Below are 18310 nucleotides of genomic sequence, written 5' to 3'. Positions count from 1 at the left end.
GGAGGCTGTCATGACGGACACCAAGACCATCCAGCAGCAGGACCACGCCCATTACATGCATCCCTTCACCGACCACAAGGCGCTGGGCGAGAAGGGCGCGCGCGTGATGGTGCGCGGCGAGGGCATCTACCTGTGGGATTCGGAAGGCAACAAGATCCTGGACGGCATGTCCGGCCTGTGGTGCGTGGCGGTGGGCTATGGCCGCACCAGCATTTCCAAAGCCGTGTACGAGCAGATGGAGACGCTGCCGTTCTATAACAGCTTCTTCAACACCACCAACGTGCCGGCGGTGCAGCTGGCGGCGCGCCTGTCGCAGCTGGCGCCGGCGGGCTTCAACCACGTGTTCTTCACCGGCTCCGGCTCGGAAGCGAACGACACCAATGTGCGCATGGTGCGGCGCTACTGGGACCTGCTGGGCTTCAAGGAGCGCCACGTCATCGTCAGCCGCCACAACTCCTACCACGGCAGCACCATGGCGGGCGCCTCGCTGGGCGGCATGAGCGGCATGCACGAGCAGGGCGGGCTGCCGATTCCCGGCATCGTCCACATCGGCCAGCCCAATTACTATGACGACGGCGTGGGTCTCACGCCGGACGAATTCGGCCTGCGCGCCGCCTCCTGGCTGGAGGCCAGGATACTGGAGGTGGGGCCGGACAAGGTGGCCGCCTTCATCGGCGAGCCGGTGCAGGGCGCGGGCGGCGTCATCATCCCGCCGGACAGCTACTGGCCCGAGATCCGCCGCATCTGCGACAAGTACGGCATCCTGCTGATCGCCGACGAGGTCATTACCGGCTTCGGGCGGCTGGGGTGCTGGTTCGCGTCCGAACCCTTCAAGCCGGACCTGATCACCTTCGCCAAGGGCGTCACCTCGGGCTACGTGCCGCTGGGCGGCGTGCTGGTGGGCGACCGCGTGGCGGATGTGCTGATCGGGCAGGGCGGCGACTTCAACCACGGCTTTACCTACTCCGGCCATCCTGTGGCCTGCGCGGCGGCGCTGGAAAACCTGCGCATCATCGAGGATGAAGGGCTGGTCGGGCGGGTGGCGAACGACACCGGCCCTTATCTGAAGCGCGCCTTCGGCACGCTGGCCGAGCACCCGCTGGTGGGCACGGCTGAAACCTGCGGCTTCGTGGCGGGCCTGAACCTGGTCAGGCGCAAGGCCGACAACGTGCACTACCAGGTGCGCTTCGACCCGGCGCACGGTGTGGGCATGCTATGCCGCGCCCACATGTTCAACACCGGCATCATCATGCGCGCCGTGGGCGACCGCATGATCATCGCGCCCCCGTTGGTGATGACGCACGCGCAAATCGACGAGATGGTGGAGCTGATCCGCCGCGCGCTCGACCTGACGCTGGCGGAAGTGCGCGGGAAGGGGCTGTTGTAACCGCATTTTGGTAGTCTTCCTCGATATGCTGCATTTATAATCACGTCTTTTGCCGTGCGGCTTCGCCGTGCGCGTGCATTTTAATAAAGTTTATTCATTCGCCAATATGACGACAGCCCAACCCGCCGCCGACGCTGGTCAGCCCTTCCTGTTAATCCGCAATCTGGTCAAGGACTTTGACGGCGTACGCGCCGTGAACGATGTGTCGGTGACGATCAACAAGGGCGAAATCTTCGCCCTGCTGGGCAGTTCGGGCTGCGGCAAGTCGACCCTGCTGCGCATGCTGGCCGGCTTTGAAACGCCGACCTCGGGCGACATCACCTTGGGCGGCAAGGACATCATCAGCACCCCGCCGTACGAGCGACCCATCAATATGATGTTCCAGTCGTACGCGCTGTTCCCGCACCTGTCGGTGTGGGACAACATCGCCTTCGGCCTGCGCCGCGACGGGCTGCCCGCGCAGGAAGTGGCCGAGCGCGTGGACAAGATGCTGTCGCTGGTGCAGCTCACCGCCTACGGCAAGCGCAAGCCGCACCAGCTGTCCGGCGGCCAGCAGCAGCGCGTGGCGCTGGCGCGCAGCCTGGCCAAGCGCCCGCAGCTGCTGCTGCTGGACGAGCCGCTCGGCGCGCTGGACAAGAAGCTGCGCGAGCAGACCCAGGTCGAGCTGGTGAACATCATCGAGCAGGTCGGCGTTACCTGCGTGATGGTCACGCACGACCAGGACGAAGCCATGAGCATGGCCACCCGCATCGCCATCATGAGCGAAGGCCGCATCCTGCAGGTGGGCGCGCCGGGCGAGATCTACGAAACCCCGAACTGCCGCTTCGTGGCCGACTTCATCGGCTCGGTGAACCTGTTCGAGGGCCGCGTCATCGAGGACCAGCCGGGCTACGTGGTCATCGAATCGGACGAGACCAAGCATTACGTCAGCCACGGCATCACCGGCACCGACAACATGGAAGTGACGGTCGCCGTGCGCCCGGAGAAGATCGTGCTGCAGCCGAACGCGCCCACCATGTCGCAGCGCGCCAAGGTGGAAGAGCACGGCCACAACTGCGTCCAGGGCGTGATCAAGGCGATCTCCTACTTCGGCAACGAAACCCACTACCAGGTGAAGCTGGACAGCGGCATGCAGCTCAAGGTGGCGCGCACCAACTCGGCCCGCCACGCCGAAGCGAGCCTGCAGCGCGACCAGCGCGTGCACGCGTGGTGGGACGGCAGCGACGTCGTCGTGCTGACCCGCTGAGCGGCCGAGCCTGAAAGACCACACGCCCATGTCCAAGTTCCTCAAAGACCTGCTGACGCTGCGCTGGCTGAACGGCCGCACCGCCGTCATCTCCGTGCCCTACCTGTGGCTGATAGGCGCCTTCCTGATCCCTTTCCTGATCGTGGCGCGCATCAGCTTCACCGAAGTCGATGCCGGCAACCCCTTCGGCACGCTGGCCACCTACGCCGACGGCATCGTCGACATCAAGATCAAGGTATCGAACTACCTGTTCATCGCGGCCGACGAGCTGTACGTGCTGACCTATCTCAGCTCGCTCAAGTACGCCGCCATCACCACGTTCTGCTGCCTGCTGATCGGCTACCCCTTCGCCTACTTCATGGCGCGCGCCAGGCCCGCGCTGCGCCCGGTGCTACTGATGATGGTGATGCTGCCGTTCTGGACCTCCTTCCTGCTGCGCATCTATGCCTGGAAGGGCATCCTCGCCAACCAGGGCATCCTGAACCACTTCCTGATGTCCATCGGCGCGATCCAGGAACCGCTGCACATGATGAATACCTCGTTCTCGCTGGTGATCGGCATGGTGTACGCCTACCTGCCGTTCATGATCCTGCCGCTGTACACCAACCTGGCCAAGATGGACCTGCGCTTCCTGGAAGCGGCGGCCGACCTCGGCGCCACGCCGTGGCAGGCGTTCTGGCGCATCACGGTGCCGCTGTCGAAGTCCGGCATCATCGCCGGCTCCATGCTGGTGTTCATCCCCGCCGTGGGCGAGTACGTCATCCCCGAGCTGCTGGGCGGCCCGGAAACGCTGATGATAGGCCGCGTGCTGTGGGACGAGTTCTTCACCAATAACGACTGGCCGATGGCGTCCTCCGTCACCGTGGTGGTCATCCTGCTGATCCTTGTGCCGATGGCCATCCTGAACAAATACCAGGCCGAACAAACGGAAGGAGGCCGGAAGTGAGCAATTCCATGAAGGGTTCCCTGATCCCGCGCTGGTTCGGCCGCGGCTGGCTCTCGCTGGGCTACCTGTTCCTCTACCTGCCCATCGTCGTGCTGGTGGTGTTCTCGTTTAACAGCTCGCGCCAGGACATGGTGTGGACCGGCTTCTCCACCCAGTGGTACGGCGAATTGATGAACGACGCCGAAATCATTTCCGGTTTCGGCCTGTCGCTGCGCATCGCCTTCCTTACCGCCTGCTCGTCGGTGGTGCTGGGCACCTTCGCCGCCTTCGTGCTGAACCGCTACCGGCGCTTCGCCGGCCGCACGCTGTTCTCGGCCATGGCCAGCGCGCCGCTGGTGATGCCGGAAGTGATCATCGGCCTGTCGCTGCTGCTGATGCTGGTGTCGGTGCAGAAGATGTTCGGCTTCCCCGAGCGCGGCCTCGCCACCATCTGGATCGGCCACACGCTGCTGGGCATGGCCTACGCCACCGTGGTGGTGCAATCGCGCCTGCAGGAGATGAGCAAGTCGCTGGAAGAAGCGGCCATGGACCTGGGCTGCCGCCCGCACCAGGTGTTCTTCCTGGTCACGCTGCCCAACATCAAGCAGGCGCTGGCCTCGGCCTGGCTGCTGACCTTCACGCTGTCGCTGGACGACGTGGTGCTGTCGGCCTTCCTGTCCGGCCCCGGCTCGTCCACCATGCCGCTGGTGATCTTCTCGCGCGCCCGCCTGGGCCTGGACCCGCGCGTGAACGCCGTGGCGGCCATCACCATCCTGGTGGTGACGGTCGCGGTGGTCGCCTCCAGCATCATCATGGCGCGCGCCCAGCGCGCACGAATCAAACAAGTCTCCGCCGCCGGCAAGGCGTAGAATCGGGGGAACCCGGCCGCGCCCTGCGCAGATGCGTAGGGCGGGTTAGGCGCATCGCGCCGTAACCCGCTAAGCGCCGAGCCGCCCCACGACAAGGAGCCCAGCATGGCAGACGCACTTTGGCACGAGCGCGCACTTGCGCTGAACATCGACGGCCGCGCCTTCATCAACGGTGAGCGCGCCTGGTCCCGCACCGGACAGCAGTTCGACAAACACTCCCCCATCGACAACCGCAAGCTGGCCGCCGTTGCGCGCTGCGGCGCCCCCGACGTGGACGCCGCCGTGCAAGCGGCGCGCGCCGCCTTCGAGGACGGCCGCTGGGCCGGCATGCCGCCCGCCAAGCGCAAGCGCGTGCTGATCCGCTTCGCCGACCTGATCCAGCAGAACGCCGCCGAACTGGCGCTGCTCGAAACGCTGGACATGGGCAAACCCATCAAATACAGCCAGAGCGTGGACGTGGGCTCGGCCGCCAACTGCATCCGCTGGTACGGCGAGGCGGTGGACAAGGTGTACGACGAAATCGCCCCCACCGCCAGCAACAGCCTGGCGCTGATCACGCGCGAGCCGGTGGGCGTGGTGGGCGCCATCATCCCCTGGAACTACCCGATGATCATGGCCGCGTGGAAGATCGCCCCGGCGCTCGCGGCCGGCAACAGCGTGGTGCTCAAGCCGTCGGAGAAGGCCCCGCTGACCTCCTTGCGGCTGGCCGAACTGGCGCTGCAGGCGGGCGTGCCGGCCGGCGTGTTCAGCGTGCTGCCCGGTTACGGCAGCGAGGCCGGCAGCGCGCTGGCGCTGCACATGGACGTGGACTGCATCGCCTTCACTGGCTCCACCCGGGTGGGCAAGCAGATCATGCAGATGGCCGGACAATCGAACCTGAAGCGCGCCTGGACTGAGCTGGGCGGCAAGTCGGCCAACATCGTCTGCGCCGACTGTCCGGACCTGGACGCGGCCGTGGCGGCGGCGGTCGGCTCCATCTACTTCAACCAGGGCGAGAGCTGCAACGCGCCTTCGCGGCTGTTCGTGGAAGAGTCGATCAAGGACGCCTTCATCGAGAAGGCACTGGCCATGGTGCCGCGCTACCAGCCGGGCGACCCGCTGGACGAGGCCACCGTGATGGGCGCCATCGTGGACGAGGTGCAGATGAAGACAGTGCTGGGCTATATCGAAGCGGGCAAGGCGGGCGGCGCGCGGCTGCTGGCCGGCGGCGCGCAGGAGCGCACGCAAAGCGGTGGTTACTACGTGGCGCCGACTCTGTTCGACCAGGTGGACAGCGGCATGAAGATCGCGCAGGAAGAGATATTCGGCCCGGTGCTGTCGGTGCTCAGCTTCAGCGACGTGCAGGGCGCGGTGAAGCAGGCCAACTCCACGCCGTACGGCTTGCAGGCGGCCGTCTGGAGCGCCAACATGAGCAAGGCGATCCAGGTGGCGCGCGCGCTGCGCGCCGGCACGGTGCACGTGAACCAGTACGACGGCGACGACATCACCGTGCCGTTCGGCGGCTACAAGCAGTCCGGCAACGGCCGCGACAAGTCGCTGCACGCCTTCGACAAATACACGGAGCTGAAAACCACCTGGATACAAATCGGGTGAGGGGATGCTTGGCGGGTTACGCGCAAGCGCTAACCCGCCCTACGATCCGGCGATATCACCAGGCCTGCCGGCTCGTCGCCGGCCCGTAGGGGCGGGTTAGCCGAAGGCGTAACCCGCCGCTGCGTGCGCCTAGAAGCAGTGTTCCGGCGCCGGGAACGACCCGTCCTTGACCGCTGCCACGTACGCGCTGACAGCCGCATCAATGCTGGTCTGCCCTTCCATGAAATTCTTCACAAAGCGTGCCTTACGCCCCGGGAAAACGCCCAGCAGATCATGCATCACCAGCACCTGCCCCGAGCAATCCGGCCCCGCGCCGATGCCGATGGTCGGCATGGTCAGCAGTTCCGTCACTTCCTTGCCCAGCTGCGTAGGAATCGCCTCCAGCACCACCATGGCCGCGCCGGCGGCCTGCAGCTTCAGCGCGTCCGCCTTCAGCAGCTCGGCGCTCTCGATGGTCTTGCCCTGCACCTTGTAGCCGCCCAGCTGATGCACCGACTGCGGCGTCAGTCCAAGGTGCGCGCACACGGGCACCGAGCGCTCGGTCAGGAACTTCACGGTCTCGGCCAGCCATGCGCCGCCCTCGATCTTCACCATGTGCGCGCCGGCCTGCATCAGCTTGACCGCGTTGTCGAAGGCCTGCTGCGGCGTGGCGTAGGTACCGAACGGCATATCGGCCAGCACCAGCGCCGACTTGCTGCCGCGCGCGACAGCCTTGGTGTGGTAGGCCACTTCCTCCAGCGTTACCGGCAGCGTCGAATCCAGGCCGTTGCACACCATGCCCAGCGAATCGCCGATCAGCAGCACTTCCACGCCGCAGCGGTCCATCAGCGACGCGAAGCTCGCGTCGTAGCAGGTGAGCATGGTGATCTTGTCGCCGGCGGCCTTGCGCGCGTTCAGCGCGGGAATGGTGACCGCCTTCTGCGTCACGGGTTTCGCCGGCGCTGCAGCCGGCGCCGGGGTTGCGCCTGCGGCCGGCACAGGAGCGTTGCCCGCCATTTCGTTTCCTTGCAAATAACCAGACATGGGATTCCTCAAGTAGTGTGACCGGGATGGCGCCAGTGTAATCCCGGGCGCCAAACCGCGTATTCTACCCGTGAACGAACTTTCTTTTCAGCGTGGAAACGGGAAATAGACGGCGGCCACTATTTGCCGACGAAGAGGAAGGCCACCGCCGCCATGATGCAGCCGAACGCCGCCAGGTGCCGCCAGCTCACCGGCTCGCCGAGCACGGTCACCATGAAGACGCCGAACACGATCAGCGCGATGGCCTCTTGCGTCACCTTCAGCTGCCCGGCACTCCAGCCGCTGGCGAAGCCGATCCGGTTGGCCGGCACCGCCAAGCAGTACTCCACGAACGCAATCGCCCAGCTGATCATGATGACCATGAACAGCGGCTTGTTCATCCCGCCCTTCAAGTGCCAGTACCACGCGACGGTCATGAAAATGTTGGAGGCAGCGAGCAGCAGGAGTGTTTGCATGGGATGGTGTCGTTATTTCAAATTGGGATGAACTGCGGCGAGCCAAGTTTGCACGCTCGCCAGCATCGTTTCGGCTTCGGCAATGCATGCTTCAAGTAGCGAAGGGCTGATCGGATCGCCATTGTAGTCCGAGATGTTGCGTTGTTTGCGGAATGTGTCCAGCAGAATCATTGTTTTGCTGTCGAGGCCTATTGTCAGGGGCAGGGCCTGGATGGCGGTTTGATGGTGGCCAGGCTGGCTCGTGGATGTGCGATATCCGCGTGCACGGAGCGCTGCCATGGCACACTGCATGATGCACTTGTAGGCGGAATCGAAGCGGCTCTCCTCGCTGACAGCACTTACATTGGCGTCCGCAAGATTGCGCTTGGCGGCATCAAGCAGGCGCCGAATGTCATCGCGGTTTGGCGCCAGTGGTGACAGGCGGCTATCTTCAACAAGTTTTACAAAGTCATCGGCGGTGCCTTTCACGAATAGTTTGGCACTGGTTGCCACTTCGCGCGTCCACGCATTGCCGCTGGCGAGCTTTTGCCGGAAATCCTCCGCGTGATAAACAACCGGGTTGATTTCGCGGCCCAAAACGGCTTGTAGTGGATACAAGGCTGCCACAATTTCGCTGAAGCTGATATCGCCTAACGCAAGGATGTCGATATCTGACGAGGCTTGTACTTCTCCCCGCGCGACAGAGCCAAAGATGAAGGCGCATTGGATTCGGGCCGACAGTGGCCGGAGGGCGGCGGTGATCTGGTCCGCGAGGCCTGAGGTTTTGCGTAGCAGGCTGGTGATCTCGCCGAGGATTGGGCAGTCGGGATTAGCGCGGTAATGGATCTGGTTGCCTATTTGCTGGCGCGTCAGAATACCCGCTTCAGTGAGTTTGGTCAGTTCGCGGTTGACGCTGCCGGGCAGGGCATCCAACTGGCGCGCCAGTTCCCGCACGTGCCATGATTCCTCCGGGCGCAGGAGCAGCGCAGACAGGACGCGGGTGCGAAATGGACCTAGAAGGAAATCGGCAAGCATGGCTATAAGTGTATCCCAATTGGAGACGATTGTATCCGATTGGGAAACGGTGTTTAGAGCCGGGTGATGGCCTGGTCGGCGACGGCAGATTCGTAGCAGCGCGCGGGCACGCGGCCGGGGATGGTGACGTTGCCGGCGATTTCGAGCAGCGGCACGATGACGAAGGCGCGCTCGCACATGCGTGGGTGCGGCACTTGCAGCGTGGGTGTCCTGATCTCCTGCTGGCCGTAGAGCAGCACGTCCAGGTCCAGCGTGCGGGGGGCGTTGCGGTAGGGGCGCTCGCGGCCGTGGGCCAGCTCGATGCCTTGCAGCGCTTGCAGCAATTCTTCAGCGCCCAGCTCCGTCTCCACGCAGGCGACGGCGTTGATGTAGTCGTCGCCGCTGGAGTCGATCGGGGCGGTGCGGTACAGCGAGGACACGGCGCTCACCGTGCAGCCGGGCAGGGCGCGCAGGCGCGCGATGGCGTCCTGCACGTTGGCCTGCGCGTCGCCCAGGTTGGCGCCGATGCCGATGTAGGCGGTGGTGCTCATGGCTTTCAGGACCGCGTTCATTCGCCGTCGTTGCCGTTGCCATGGCCGCCGCCGTTGCCGACGGTGTCGGCGCCGGCGGAGGCGCGGCTGCGGGGCGCGCGCGGGGCGCGTGCGCGCGGCGGACGCGGTTCGCGTTGCTCACGTGGCTCACGTGGCTCGCGTGGCTCAGAGGGCGCCGGGGTGGCTTCCGTGCCAGCGCTTGCGCCAGCGCCACGGCCGCCGGAGGCTGCACGGGGCGCGTCGGCGTAGCTGTCGTCGCCCTGGCCGCTGTCGCTGCCTCCGCCTTCGCCGCCGTCGCCCTTGCTACGGCCGCCGCGGCGCGGCGGGCGCTTGCGTTTCGCGCCGCCGGCGGCAGCGCCGCCATGGCTCAGGCTTGCGACCAGCTGTTCGCGCTCGGTTTCATCGCCGTCGTAGAAGGCGGTCCACCATTCGCCCAGCTCGGCGTCGATCTCGCCCGAAGCGCAGCGCAGCAGCAGGAAGTCGTAGCCGGCGCGGAAGCGCAGGTGTTCCAGCAGCTTGTACGGGTTCTTGCCGGTGCGGCGCTCGAAGCGCGGCTGCATGGACCAGATGTCGCGCATGTCCGAGCCGATCTTGCGCTGCAGGGCCAGTTTTTCGGTCTGCGAATCGAGCACGTCGTCCGCCGCCAGGTGCAGCGCGGGGATGGGGAATTCGCCGGCCGCCTTGTACGCGTTCCACTTCTCCAGCACCTGGTGCCACAGCAGCGACGCGAACAGGAACCCCGGCGACACGGTCTTGCCGGCGTGGATGCGCTTGTCGGTCGAGTCCAGCGCCAGCGTCACGAACTTCACGCCCAGCGGCTGTTCCAGCACCACGTCCAGCAGCGGCAGCAGGCCGTGGTGCAGGCCTTCCTTGCGCAGCTGCAGCAGGCAGGCCAGCGCCTGGCCCGACATGAGCAGCTTGAGCATCTCGTCGAACACGCGCGCCGGCGGCACGTTGTTGATCAAGGGCGCCATCACGGTGATCGGCTCGCGCGTGCCCGGCTCGATCTGGAAGCCCAGCTTGGCGGCGAAGCGCGTCACGCGCAGCATGCGCACCGGGTCTTCGCGGTAGCGCGCTTCCGGCACGCCGATGATGCGCAGCGTCCTGGCGCGGATGTCCTCGATGCCGCCGTGGTAGTCCCACACTTCCTGGTTGGCAGGGTTGTAGTACATGGCGTTGATGGTGAAGTCGCGCCGCTCGGCGTCCTCCGCCTGGCTACCGAAGGTGTTGTCGCGCAGGACGCGGCCGTGTTCATCCTTGGGCGCGTTGTCGGTGGACGGGCCGCGGAAGGTGGTCACCTCCAGCAAGTCCTGGCCGAACATCACGTGCACGATCTGGAAGCGCTTGCCGATGATGAAGGCGCGCCGGAACAGGCGCTTGACCTGCTCTGGCGTGGCGTTGGTGGCGATGTCGAAGTCTTTCGGCTTCACGCCCAGCAGCAGGTCGCGCACGGCGCCGCCGACCACGAAGGCCTGGTAGCCCGCTTCCTGCAGGGTGCTGGTCACGCGCACGGCATTCGAGGACAGCAGGCGCGGGTCGATGCCGTGCTGGTCGGCGCCCAGGATGACCGGCACACCGGTGTTGCGTTTTGCCTCGCGCACGGGAGCTTCCTTGACGCCGAGGATTTTGCGGATCAATTTCTTAATCATTGAATATATTTATCGTTGGCCAGCCTTTTTCGGCGGCGTGGCTGGTCAGTGCGGCATTCGGATTGGTCGCCACCGGGTGGGTGACCACCGACATCAGCGGAATGTCGTTGTGCGAATCGCTGTAGAAGTGCACGGTCTCGAAGTCTTCCAGGCGCTTGCCCAGTTTCTCGAGCCAGGCCTTGGTGTGCACCACCTTGCCCGCGCCCTGGGTCGGCGTGCCCACCAGCTTGCCGGTGATGCGGCCGTCGGCCGCCACTTCCGGCATGGCCGCGATCAGGTGCTCCACGCCCAGCGCCTCGGCGATGGGAGCGGTAACGAAGTGGTTGGTGGCCGTGACGATGGCCACCAGGTCGCCGGCGTCGAGGTGCTTTTGCAGCAGCGCGCGCGCCGACGGACGGATCGCCGGGGCGATCACTTCGCGCATGAACTGCGCGTGCATCTCGTTCAGTTTGTCGCGCGGGAAGCCGGCCAGGGTGCCCAGCGAGAATTCCAGGTACTCCACCGGGTCCAGCGTGCCGGCCTGGTACTGCTCGAAGAAAGCCTGGTTGCGGGCCGCGAAGGCCTTCGTGTCAACGGCGCCGATGCGGCACAGGAATTGGCCCCATTCGTAATCCGAATCGATGGGCAGCAAGGTGTGGTCGAGGTCAAACAGGGCCAGGTTCATCATTCTTTCGCTTCCGCCTGCAGCCATTCGCGCAGCAGCGGCAGGGTAATGGGACGTTGGGTTTCAAGGGAATATTGGTCGAGCGCGTCCAGCATTTCCGACAGCGAACGCATGTCGCGCCGGTAATGCGAAAGCAAATAGGGTAACACGCCGGGCGACAGCGTCAACCCGCGGGCCGCCGCCGCCGTGGTCAATGCGGCAACCTTTTCATCGTCGGTCAGGCCGTGCAGGCGGTAGATCAGGCCCCAGCCCATGCGCGTGCGCAGGTCCTCGCGCACCGGCAGCACGGCCGGCGCCACGGCGCCGCTGCACACCATGAAGGCGTTGTTGGCGCGGATCTCGTTGAACAGGGCGAAGGCGTCGATCTGCGCCAGCGGCGACAGCTTTTCGCAGTCGTCCAGCAGGTACAGGTCCACCTCCGGCGAGTAGACGAATTCGGATTCGATCGAGAACGGCGAGATGTAGCGGGCCTTCTCGAGCGCGCCGAGGGCCTTCAGGATATGGCTTTTGCCCGCGCCCATGTCGCCCCACAGGTAGGCGAAATGTTCGCGCGAAGTGCGGCCGGCGAACTCGCGCATCAGCGCGGCCACCTCGGCGTTTTGACCCACTTCGAAAGAATCGAGGGTGAGCACAGGCTCGGCGCCTAAATCCAGCACCAGTTGCTTCATGGCTCGCGCCCCGCAGTTTGTAAATTCGTCTTCACACTACGCATTATAAAAGCTGCTGCGCAAGTAGTGGCTGCGAAGATGTTTGAAGGCCACCATCAGGATGGCGGAAGCGGGCAGCGCCAGCAGCACGCCGACGAAGCCGAACAGCTGTCCGAAGGCCAGCAGCGCGAAAATCACCGCCAGCGGGTTGAGGCCGATGCGCTCGCCCACCAGGCGCGGCGTGAGGAAGAAGCCCTCGATCACCTGGCCGGCGCCGTAGATGATGGCCACCGCGATCACGCCGCTCCAGTCGGTGAACTGCAGCACGGCGGCGATCAGGGCCAGCACCAGGCCCAGGCCGAAGCCCAGGTAGGGAATGAACACCAGCAGGCCGGTCAGGATGCCCACCGGCAGCGCCACGTCGAAGCCGGCGATGGCCAGGCAGCTCGAGTAGTACACCGCCAGCACCACCATCACCAGCAGCTGGCCGCGCAGGTATTGCGCCAGCAGCGTATCCACTTCCTCGGCCATGGCCACGGTGGCGCCGATGTAGCGGCGCGGCACGGCGCCGGCGATGCGGGCGATCATCTGGTGCCAGTCCAGCAGCAGGTAGAACAGCAGCACCGGCACCAGCACCACGGTGGCGATCCAGCCCAGCACGGCGGTGCCGCCCACGCGCGCCGAGGCCAGCACGGCGGCCCAAATTTCGTCGCCGCTGGTGACCATCTGCTGCGATACCAGCTTCTTGATGCCGGCCGAATCGAGCTGCACCTTGATGCCCATCTCGCGCAGGCGCGGCCCCAGCAGGTCGTTGGCCTTGGCCAGGAAGGCCGGGATCTGCGCCTGCAGCAGCGGGATCTCGGTCTGCAGCACCGGCACCACGATCAGTACCAGCGACAGCACGGCGCAGAAGAACAGCAGCACCACGACCACCACGGCCAGCGGGCGCGGCACGTCGAAGCGGCCCAGGCGCAGGCGGTCGATGCGGTCCACGCCGGGGTTGAGCGCGTAGGCGATGATGGCCGCCGCAAGGAAGGGCGTGAGTATCGGACCCAACGCCACCAGCAGTACGCCGAATGCCAGCCACAATGCTACCCAGAATGCCGTTTGTTTTTGTTCGACCGAGAGGGGAAATGGCATGTGGGGAAGATGTTTTTCGTAAAAACGGCAGGTTGACGGGGCATTTTGATAAAATAGCGGACTTGCCGGGTTTTGCGTCACAAATGCACGAATTCCGGCCACCGCCTTCTATTTTACCGCCTCCGCTGCGAAATACACCATGAGCCAACCTTCTAATGTTTCCCTGTCCTACCGTGACGCCGGCGTCGATATCGACGCGGGCGATGCTTTAGTCGAAGCGATCAAGCCGTTTGCCAAGCGCACCATGCGTGAAGGCGTGATGGCCGGCATCGGCGGCTTCGGCGCGCTGTTCGAGATCAGCAAGAAGTACCAGGAGCCGGTGCTGGTGTCCGGCACGGACGGCGTCGGCACCAAGCTGAAGCTGGCCTTCGAGCTGAACCGCCACGACACGGTGGGCATCGACCTGGTGGCCATGAGCGTGAACGACATCCTGGTGCAGGGCGCCGAACCGCTGTTCTTCCTCGACTACTTCGCGTGCGGCAAGCTGGACGTGCCGCAGGCGACCGACGTCATCAAGGGCATCGCCAAGGGCTGCGAACAGTCCGGCGCGGCGCTGATCGGCGGCGAAACGGCGGAAATGCCGAGCATGTACCCGGCCGGCGAATACGACCTGGCCGGCTTCGCCGTGGGCGTGGTGGAAAAATCGAAAATCATCGACGGCAGCAAGATCGCCCCGGGCGACGTGGTGCTGGGCCTGGCCTCGTCGGGCGCGCACTCCAACGGCTACTCGCTGGTGCGCAAGATCATCGAAGTGGCCAAGCCGGACCTGGAAGGCGACTTCCACGGCCGCAAGCTGGCCGACGTGCTGATGGAGCCGACCCGCATCTACGTCAAGCCGCTGCTGGCGCTGATGGCGTCGATGGAAGTGAAGGGCCTGGTGCACATCACCGGCGGCGGCCTGGTCGAGAACATCCCGCGCGTGCTGCAGCCTGGCCTGACGGCCGAGCTGGACGGCAAGTCGTGGACCCTGCCGCCGCTGTTCCAGTGGCTGCAGCAGCACGGCGGCGTGGCCGACGCTGAAATGCACCGCGTGTTCAACTGCGGCATCGGCATGACGGTCATCGTCTCGGCCGAGAACGCGGACGCCGCCATGGCCCAGCTGCAGGCCGCCGGCGAAACCGTCTACCGCATCGGCGCCATCCGCGCCTCGGCGGCAGGCGAACACCAGTGCGTCGTGGTGTAAATCCCGGCGCGCGGACCTGATCCGCCGCCCAGGAAAAAGCGGACCGCGCCTTGCATGGTCCGCTTTTTCTTTTGTGTCGCGTGATTATGTGTGAGTTTGCATTGATATTGAAATGATAATATTAAACTCCCTCCACTGCCATCGCCCGGGTCCCTCATGAAAAAGCCTGCCGCGCTGTTGATGCTGTCTTCCCTGTTCGGTTGCGTCGCCTACCAGTACCAGGCGCCCAAGCCGGACGAGTCCCAGGCCACGCTGAACATCGACGGCGAAGCGAGCCTGACCGCCGCCACCAACTGGTGGGTGAACGAGCAGCCCTGCCAGAAGAAGGTCGAGGCTGGCGGCCTGGTATCGACGACCAGCAACATCACCGGACGGCACAAGCAGGTCGCCATCCGCGCCGGCCAGCCGGTCTACCTCGTCGTGGTCACCAATGCCACCACCGGCATCACCCCGTCGGGCTCGGGCGGCACCATCGTCAACATCGGCAATTGCACCGCCGCCATCCGCTTCACGCCGGAAAACGGCAAGGTGTACGACTCCAAGCTGGCGCCCAACCAGTGCGGCTTTACCTTGCGCGAACACCAGTCTGCGCGCCTGCCCGCCGGCGCCAAGGTGTTGACCAGGACCGAGCTGGAACAAGCCGGCCAGGCCTGCAAAAGCTGAGTCCGCTGAGGGCCGTGACAGCACGCTGCGGCGTGCTTTTTTGCACCCATACTCATTACATGGTGTATCAAATGAATTGCTGAAAATGGGATTTATGTTCTCGCTTGGAATAACTATAGTTCTTCCATGCCGGACAGAAACGGCCCCAACATCACAATCAGGAGAAAACCATGAACTCGAATATCGTTATCGTGTACCACAGCGGCTACGGCCACACCGCCAAGATCGCCGAGGCGGTTGCCGCCGGCAGCGAAGGCACCTTGCTCGCCATCGACGCCGATGGCCAGCTGCCCGAAGCGGGCTGGGACCTGCTGGCCAACGCCCGCACCATCATCTTCGGCTCGCCCACCTACATGGGCAATGTGAGCTGGCAGTTCAAGCGCTTTGCCGACACCGCCTCGTCGGTCTGGTTCAAGCAGGGCTGGAAGGACAAGCTGGCGGCCGGCTTCACCAACTCGGCCTCGGTGGCGGGAGACAAGCAGACCACGCTGTACACCCTGTTCACCTTGGCGCAGCAGCACGGCATGCTGTGGGCCGGCACCGGCATGATGCCGAGCAACGCCAAGAACGCGCAGCGCGACGATGTGAACTACCTGTCGTCCTTCGCCGGCCTGGCCACTGCCACCCCGTCGGACGCGTCGGTGGACGAGATCCCCGCAGGCGACCTGAAGACCGCGCGCCTGTTCGGCGAACGCATCCGCCAAGTCACCGCACGCCTGGCTTGAGGAGCGCACCATGAACTTCGCCATCAAACGCATCGCCGGCGCGCTGGCCGGCGCCTTTGCCGCCGCCGCGCTGGCGGCCAGCTTCGCCGCGCCGGCCCAGGCCGCGCCGGCTGCCGTGAAAGCCACCGCACCCCAAGCCGCCTCCGCTCAAACCGCTGTCGCCGTCGCCGCGCCGCTCAGCGCCGAGGCGCCCGACGCCAAGGTACGCGTGACCCGCGTCACGCCCGCCTACTGGAAAGTCACTTTCGCCAACGCGCCGCTGAACATCGTCGGCCCGAAGGAAGTGCGCGAACTGGTGAAGATCGTGGAAGCCATCGAAGCCGACCAGCAGGTGCAGGTGGTGGTGTTCGACAGCGCCCTCCCGGGCAGCTTCATCGCGCACTACGACCTGCTCACGCCGCTGGAAGAATCGACCGGCATGGCGCCCGGCCCCACCGGCATGCACCCGGTGCCGGACATCATGGTGCGCATCGCGCGCCTGCCCATCGTCACCATCTCGTCCATTCGCGGCCGCGCCACCGGCATCGGCAGCGAGCTGATACTGGCCACCGACATGCGCTTCGCCAGCCGCGAAAAGGCCGTGCTGTCGCAATGGGAAGTGGGCGCCGGCCTGGTGGCGGGCGGCGGCCCGATGGCGCGCCTGCCGCGCCTGGTGGGACGCGGGCGCGCGCTGGAAATCCTGGTGGCGTCGGACGACATCAGCGGCGACGTGGCCGAGCGCTACGGCTACGTGAACCGCGCCCTGCCGGACGCCGAGCTGGACGGCTTTGTGGACACCATGGCGCGCCGCATCGCCTCCTTCGAGCGCGCCGCCATCGTCGACACCAAGGCGCTGGTGAACCTGGCCAGCCTGCCTCCGGACGCCGAAATGCAGCCGGGCTGGGACGCCTTCATCGCTTCCGTCAAGCGCCCCGCCACCCAGCAGCGCCTGAAAGCGCTGGTTGACCAGGGCCTGCAGCAGCCGGGCGGCATCGAGGCCGACCTGGGCCGCGCCACCGCCGCCTACCGCAAGTAAGCCGTGCGCCCGCAAGCCGGCCGGCTCGCCTCGGCCGGCAATGCGCGCCGAAGACCCTGCGGCTAGCCATCGCCGTGTGGTGCGCCGCCCGCTTCCGCATGACCTATCTCCGATTTTCGGTGTAGACTTGAATTTCGACCAAGTTTTACTCTATTCCGGGGGAAACTGATGAACGTTGATACCTTGTCGCGCCGCTGGTTTCTTTGCGCCATATCCTATTTTGTCGTCGGTATCAGCCTGGGGGTGTACATGGGCGCCAGCGAAAACCATACGCTGTTCCCGGTGCACGCGCACATCAACCTGCTGGGCTGGGTCTCCATGGGCCTGACAGGCATGCTGTACCGCGCCTTCCCTGCGGCCGCGCAGTCCGCGCTGGCCGTCTGGCACTTCCGCCTGTTCCAGGCCGGCGTCCCCGTGCTGCTGGCCGCCGTGGCCGCCATCTACCTGGGCCACCGCGAAGCCGGCCCCGTCGCCGGCATTTCATCCATCGTCGTGCTGGTCTCCGTCCTGCTGTTCTGGTGGGCGATCTACTCGGCCCGCAACAGCAAGATGTCCTAGCGCTGCCCCAGCCGGGCGGTCATGAAGTCGACAAAGGCGCGCACCCGCAGCGACAGGTGGCGCGCGTGCGGGTACAGCAGGATGAAGGGACGCGAGGTGCCGCCGAACTCCGGCAGCAGCTCGACCAGCGAGCCGTCCGCCAGGTCGCGCTCGACGATGTAGCGGTAGGTCTGCACCAGCCCCGCGCCGGCGCGCGCCAGCGTCACGATGCCCAGCACGTCCTCGGCGCAGGTGTAGCCGCCGGTGGTCATCACGTCGATCTGCTTGCCGTCCACCTTGAACTGCCAAGGGATCTTGCGTCCGCTGCTGGGCAGGTCGAACTGGATGCACTCGTGCTGGTGCAGTTCGTCCAGCGACTTGGGGCGGCCGGCCCGCTTCAGGTAGGCCGGCGACGCCACCAGCACCAGTTCCGCATCCTCCAGCTTGCGCGCGATCAGCGATGAGTCGGCCGGGTCGCGCCCGCGCACCACCATGTCGTAGCTTTCCTCGGCAAAGTCGATATTGCGGTTGCTGATGTGGACCTGCACCGTCACCTCCGGGTACAGCGCCCGGAATTCCGGCAGCATGGGCAGCAGCCGGTAATGCCCGTAAGGCGTGGGCACGCTGATGCGCAGCGGCCCGGCCGGCGCCTTCTGCGCCCCGGTCACTTCGCGCTCCGCTTCGAGCAACCGGTCCAGCGCCTCGCGGCACTGCTCGTAGTAGCGCTGGCCGCCGTCGGTGAGCCGGATCTGCCGCGTGGTGCGCACGAACAGCCTCACCCCCAGCCGCTCCTCCAGCCGCGCGATCGAGCGGCTCACCGCCGCCGGCGTCACGCCGCTCTGGTTGGCCGCCGCCGTAAAGCTGCCCAGCTCCGCCGCCTGGCAGAACAGCTCGATCGTACCGAGCTGCATTTCGTCGAAGTTTCTCTGCATACGTTACACCGTGTATTAAGTCATGTTCCATATTAGCCATTTATTGGCCCGGATGGAATAAGTAAAGTGTGTCCATGCCGCACACGAACCCAGCGGTAACCCTCTCAAACTGA

Annotated in this window: 19 protein-coding genes; 10 read left to right on the top strand and 9 right to left on the bottom strand. The window is 65.5% G+C overall.

The annotated features are described in order from the left end of the window. Positions 1–10 precede the first annotated feature (10 nt). From ACFJI2_RS23875 to ACFJI2_RS23855, 5 genes are all read left to right on the top strand, one after another. Positions 11–1387 carry an aspartate aminotransferase family protein gene (locus ACFJI2_RS23875; protein ID WP_377702198.1) on the top strand — a complete coding sequence of 459 codons (1377 nt, stop codon included), beginning with the start codon at positions 11–13 and terminating at the stop codon, positions 1385–1387. Positions 1388–1493: 106 nt separating this feature from the next. After that, a complete protein-coding gene (locus tag ACFJI2_RS23870; RefSeq protein ID WP_107874408.1) occupies positions 1494–2633 on the top strand; it encodes a polyamine ABC transporter ATP-binding protein in 1140 nt (379 codons plus the stop codon). Positions 2634–2661: 28 nt separating this feature from the next. After that, a complete protein-coding gene (locus ACFJI2_RS23865; protein WP_107980266.1) occupies positions 2662–3579 on the top strand; it encodes an ABC transporter permease subunit in 918 nt (305 codons plus the stop codon). Between the two features lie 8 nt (positions 3580–3587). Then, complete coding sequence (locus ACFJI2_RS23860) at positions 3588–4427, top strand: ABC transporter permease (RefSeq protein ID WP_377705896.1); 840 nt, start codon at positions 3588–3590, stop codon at positions 4425–4427. 105 nt (positions 4428–4532) lie between these two features. Further along, positions 4533–6020, top strand: coding sequence for an aldehyde dehydrogenase (locus tag ACFJI2_RS23855; RefSeq protein ID WP_377702197.1), 1488 nt, complete (start codon positions 4533–4535; stop codon positions 6018–6020). 129 nt (positions 6021–6149) lie between these two features. Here ACFJI2_RS23855 and panB read toward each other — a convergent pair whose 3' ends face one another. From panB to ACFJI2_RS23815, 8 genes are all read right to left on the bottom strand, one after another. Then, positions 6150–7016 (bottom strand): 3-methyl-2-oxobutanoate hydroxymethyltransferase, encoded by an 867-nt coding sequence (gene panB / locus ACFJI2_RS23850; protein ID WP_377702196.1) that lies wholly within the window; start codon positions 7014–7016, stop codon positions 6150–6152. Between the two features lie 146 nt (positions 7017–7162). Beyond that, positions 7163–7498, bottom strand: coding sequence for a DMT family protein (locus ACFJI2_RS23845; RefSeq protein WP_107873822.1), 336 nt, complete (start codon positions 7496–7498; stop codon positions 7163–7165). 12 nt (positions 7499–7510) lie between these two features. Further along, on the bottom strand, positions 7511–8512 hold the full coding sequence (locus ACFJI2_RS23840) for a nucleotidyltransferase domain-containing protein (RefSeq protein ID WP_377702195.1): 1002 nt from the start codon (positions 8510–8512) through the stop codon (positions 7511–7513). A 53-nt stretch (positions 8513–8565) separates the two neighbouring features. Continuing rightward, a complete protein-coding gene (gene folK / locus ACFJI2_RS23835; RefSeq protein ID WP_107873825.1) occupies positions 8566–9063 on the bottom strand; it encodes a 2-amino-4-hydroxy-6-hydroxymethyldihydropteridine diphosphokinase in 498 nt (165 codons plus the stop codon). Next, on the bottom strand, positions 9060–10691 hold the full coding sequence (gene pcnB / locus ACFJI2_RS23830) for a polynucleotide adenylyltransferase PcnB (RefSeq protein WP_377702194.1): 1632 nt from the start codon (positions 10689–10691) through the stop codon (positions 9060–9062). Before pcnB ends, folK begins: the two co-directional genes overlap by 4 nt. Further along, positions 10684–11355 carry an HAD family hydrolase gene (locus ACFJI2_RS23825; RefSeq protein WP_377705895.1) on the bottom strand — a complete coding sequence of 224 codons (672 nt, stop codon included), beginning with the start codon at positions 11353–11355 and terminating at the stop codon, positions 10684–10686. The genes pcnB and ACFJI2_RS23825 overlap by 8 nt, the downstream gene beginning before the upstream one ends. After that, positions 11355–12023 (bottom strand): DnaA regulatory inactivator Hda, encoded by a 669-nt coding sequence (gene hda, locus ACFJI2_RS23820; protein ID WP_377702193.1) that lies wholly within the window; start codon positions 12021–12023, stop codon positions 11355–11357. The genes ACFJI2_RS23825 and hda overlap by 1 nt, the downstream gene beginning before the upstream one ends. Positions 12024–12059: 36 nt before the next feature. Next, on the bottom strand, positions 12060–13142 hold the full coding sequence (locus ACFJI2_RS23815) for an AI-2E family transporter (protein WP_377702192.1): 1083 nt from the start codon (positions 13140–13142) through the stop codon (positions 12060–12062). A gap of 139 nt (positions 13143–13281) precedes the next feature. On the opposite strand from ACFJI2_RS23815, the gene purM reads away from it, so the two are divergent. The 5 genes from purM (at position 13282) to ACFJI2_RS23790 (ending at position 17286) form a co-directional block, all read left to right on the top strand. Continuing rightward, positions 13282–14325: a phosphoribosylformylglycinamidine cyclo-ligase gene (purM, locus tag ACFJI2_RS23810; protein WP_107873837.1), complete on the top strand. Its 1044-nt coding sequence runs from the start codon at positions 13282–13284 to the stop codon at positions 14323–14325. 156 nt (positions 14326–14481) lie between these two features. After that, positions 14482–14988, top strand: coding sequence for a hypothetical protein (locus ACFJI2_RS23805; protein WP_377702191.1), 507 nt, complete (start codon positions 14482–14484; stop codon positions 14986–14988). Positions 14989–15158: 170 nt separating this feature from the next. After that, positions 15159–15713, top strand: coding sequence for a flavodoxin family protein (locus ACFJI2_RS23800; RefSeq protein ID WP_377702190.1), 555 nt, complete (start codon positions 15159–15161; stop codon positions 15711–15713). Between the two features lie 10 nt (positions 15714–15723). Beyond that, positions 15724–16728, top strand: coding sequence for an enoyl-CoA hydratase/isomerase family protein (locus tag ACFJI2_RS23795; protein WP_377702189.1), 1005 nt, complete (start codon positions 15724–15726; stop codon positions 16726–16728). A 168-nt stretch (positions 16729–16896) separates the two neighbouring features. Next, entirely contained in the window at positions 16897–17286 is a 390-nt protein-coding gene (locus ACFJI2_RS23790) for a hypothetical protein (protein ID WP_377702188.1), read from the top strand. Here the strand turns inward: ACFJI2_RS23790 and ACFJI2_RS23785 are convergent. Beyond that, positions 17283–18197, bottom strand: a complete 915-nt coding sequence (locus ACFJI2_RS23785) for a LysR family transcriptional regulator (RefSeq protein ID WP_377702187.1) — start codon at positions 18195–18197, stop codon at positions 17283–17285. The genes ACFJI2_RS23790 and ACFJI2_RS23785 overlap by 4 nt on opposite strands. Between the last annotated feature and the right edge of the window lie 113 nt (positions 18198–18310).

Source organism: Pseudoduganella sp. UC29_71, assembly GCF_042693265.1.
In the GTDB taxonomy this organism is placed as follows: Bacteria; Pseudomonadota; Gammaproteobacteria; order Burkholderiales; family Burkholderiaceae_D; genus Rugamonas.
Note: the sequence above shows the minus strand (reverse complement) of the source record. Positions and strands in the feature narration are given on the sequence as shown.

Bases quoted from the DNA above. Each gene is read 5' to 3' on its own strand.
- ACFJI2_RS23875 (WP_377702198.1), top strand. From the start codon at position 11: ATGACGGACACCAAGACCATCCAGCAGCAGGACCACGCCCATTACATG.
- ACFJI2_RS23870 (WP_107874408.1), top strand. From the start codon at position 1,494: ATGACGACAGCCCAACCCGCCGCCGACGCTGGTCAGCCCTTCCTGTTA.
- ACFJI2_RS23865 (WP_107980266.1), top strand. From the start codon at position 2,662: ATGTCCAAGTTCCTCAAAGACCTGCTGACGCTGCGCTGGCTGAACGGC.
- ACFJI2_RS23860 (WP_377705896.1), top strand. From the start codon at position 3,588: ATGAAGGGTTCCCTGATCCCGCGCTGGTTCGGCCGCGGCTGGCTCTCG.
- ACFJI2_RS23855 (WP_377702197.1), top strand. From the start codon at position 4,533: ATGGCAGACGCACTTTGGCACGAGCGCGCACTTGCGCTGAACATCGAC.
- panB (WP_377702196.1), bottom strand. From the start codon at position 7,016: ATGGCGGGCAACGCTCCTGTGCCGGCCGCAGGCGCAACCCCGGCGCCG.
- ACFJI2_RS23845 (WP_107873822.1), bottom strand. From the start codon at position 7,498: ATGCAAACACTCCTGCTGCTCGCTGCCTCCAACATTTTCATGACCGTC.
- ACFJI2_RS23840 (WP_377702195.1), bottom strand. From the start codon at position 8,512: ATGCTTGCCGATTTCCTTCTAGGTCCATTTCGCACCCGCGTCCTGTCT.
- folK (WP_107873825.1), bottom strand. From the start codon at position 9,063: ATGAACGCGGTCCTGAAAGCCATGAGCACCACCGCCTACATCGGCATC.
- pcnB (WP_377702194.1), bottom strand. From the start codon at position 10,691: ATGATTAAGAAATTGATCCGCAAAATCCTCGGCGTCAAGGAAGCTCCC.
- ACFJI2_RS23825 (WP_377705895.1), bottom strand. From the start codon at position 11,355: ATGAACCTGGCCCTGTTTGACCTCGACCACACCTTGCTGCCCATCGAT.
- hda (WP_377702193.1), bottom strand. From the start codon at position 12,023: ATGAAGCAACTGGTGCTGGATTTAGGCGCCGAGCCTGTGCTCACCCTC.
- ACFJI2_RS23815 (WP_377702192.1), bottom strand. From the start codon at position 13,142: ATGCCATTTCCCCTCTCGGTCGAACAAAAACAAACGGCATTCTGGGTA.
- purM (WP_107873837.1), top strand. From the start codon at position 13,282: ATGAGCCAACCTTCTAATGTTTCCCTGTCCTACCGTGACGCCGGCGTC.
- ACFJI2_RS23805 (WP_377702191.1), top strand. From the start codon at position 14,482: ATGAAAAAGCCTGCCGCGCTGTTGATGCTGTCTTCCCTGTTCGGTTGC.
- ACFJI2_RS23800 (WP_377702190.1), top strand. From the start codon at position 15,159: ATGAACTCGAATATCGTTATCGTGTACCACAGCGGCTACGGCCACACC.
- ACFJI2_RS23795 (WP_377702189.1), top strand. From the start codon at position 15,724: ATGAACTTCGCCATCAAACGCATCGCCGGCGCGCTGGCCGGCGCCTTT.
- ACFJI2_RS23790 (WP_377702188.1), top strand. From the start codon at position 16,897: ATGAACGTTGATACCTTGTCGCGCCGCTGGTTTCTTTGCGCCATATCC.
- ACFJI2_RS23785 (WP_377702187.1), bottom strand. From the start codon at position 18,197: ATGCAGAGAAACTTCGACGAAATGCAGCTCGGTACGATCGAGCTGTTC.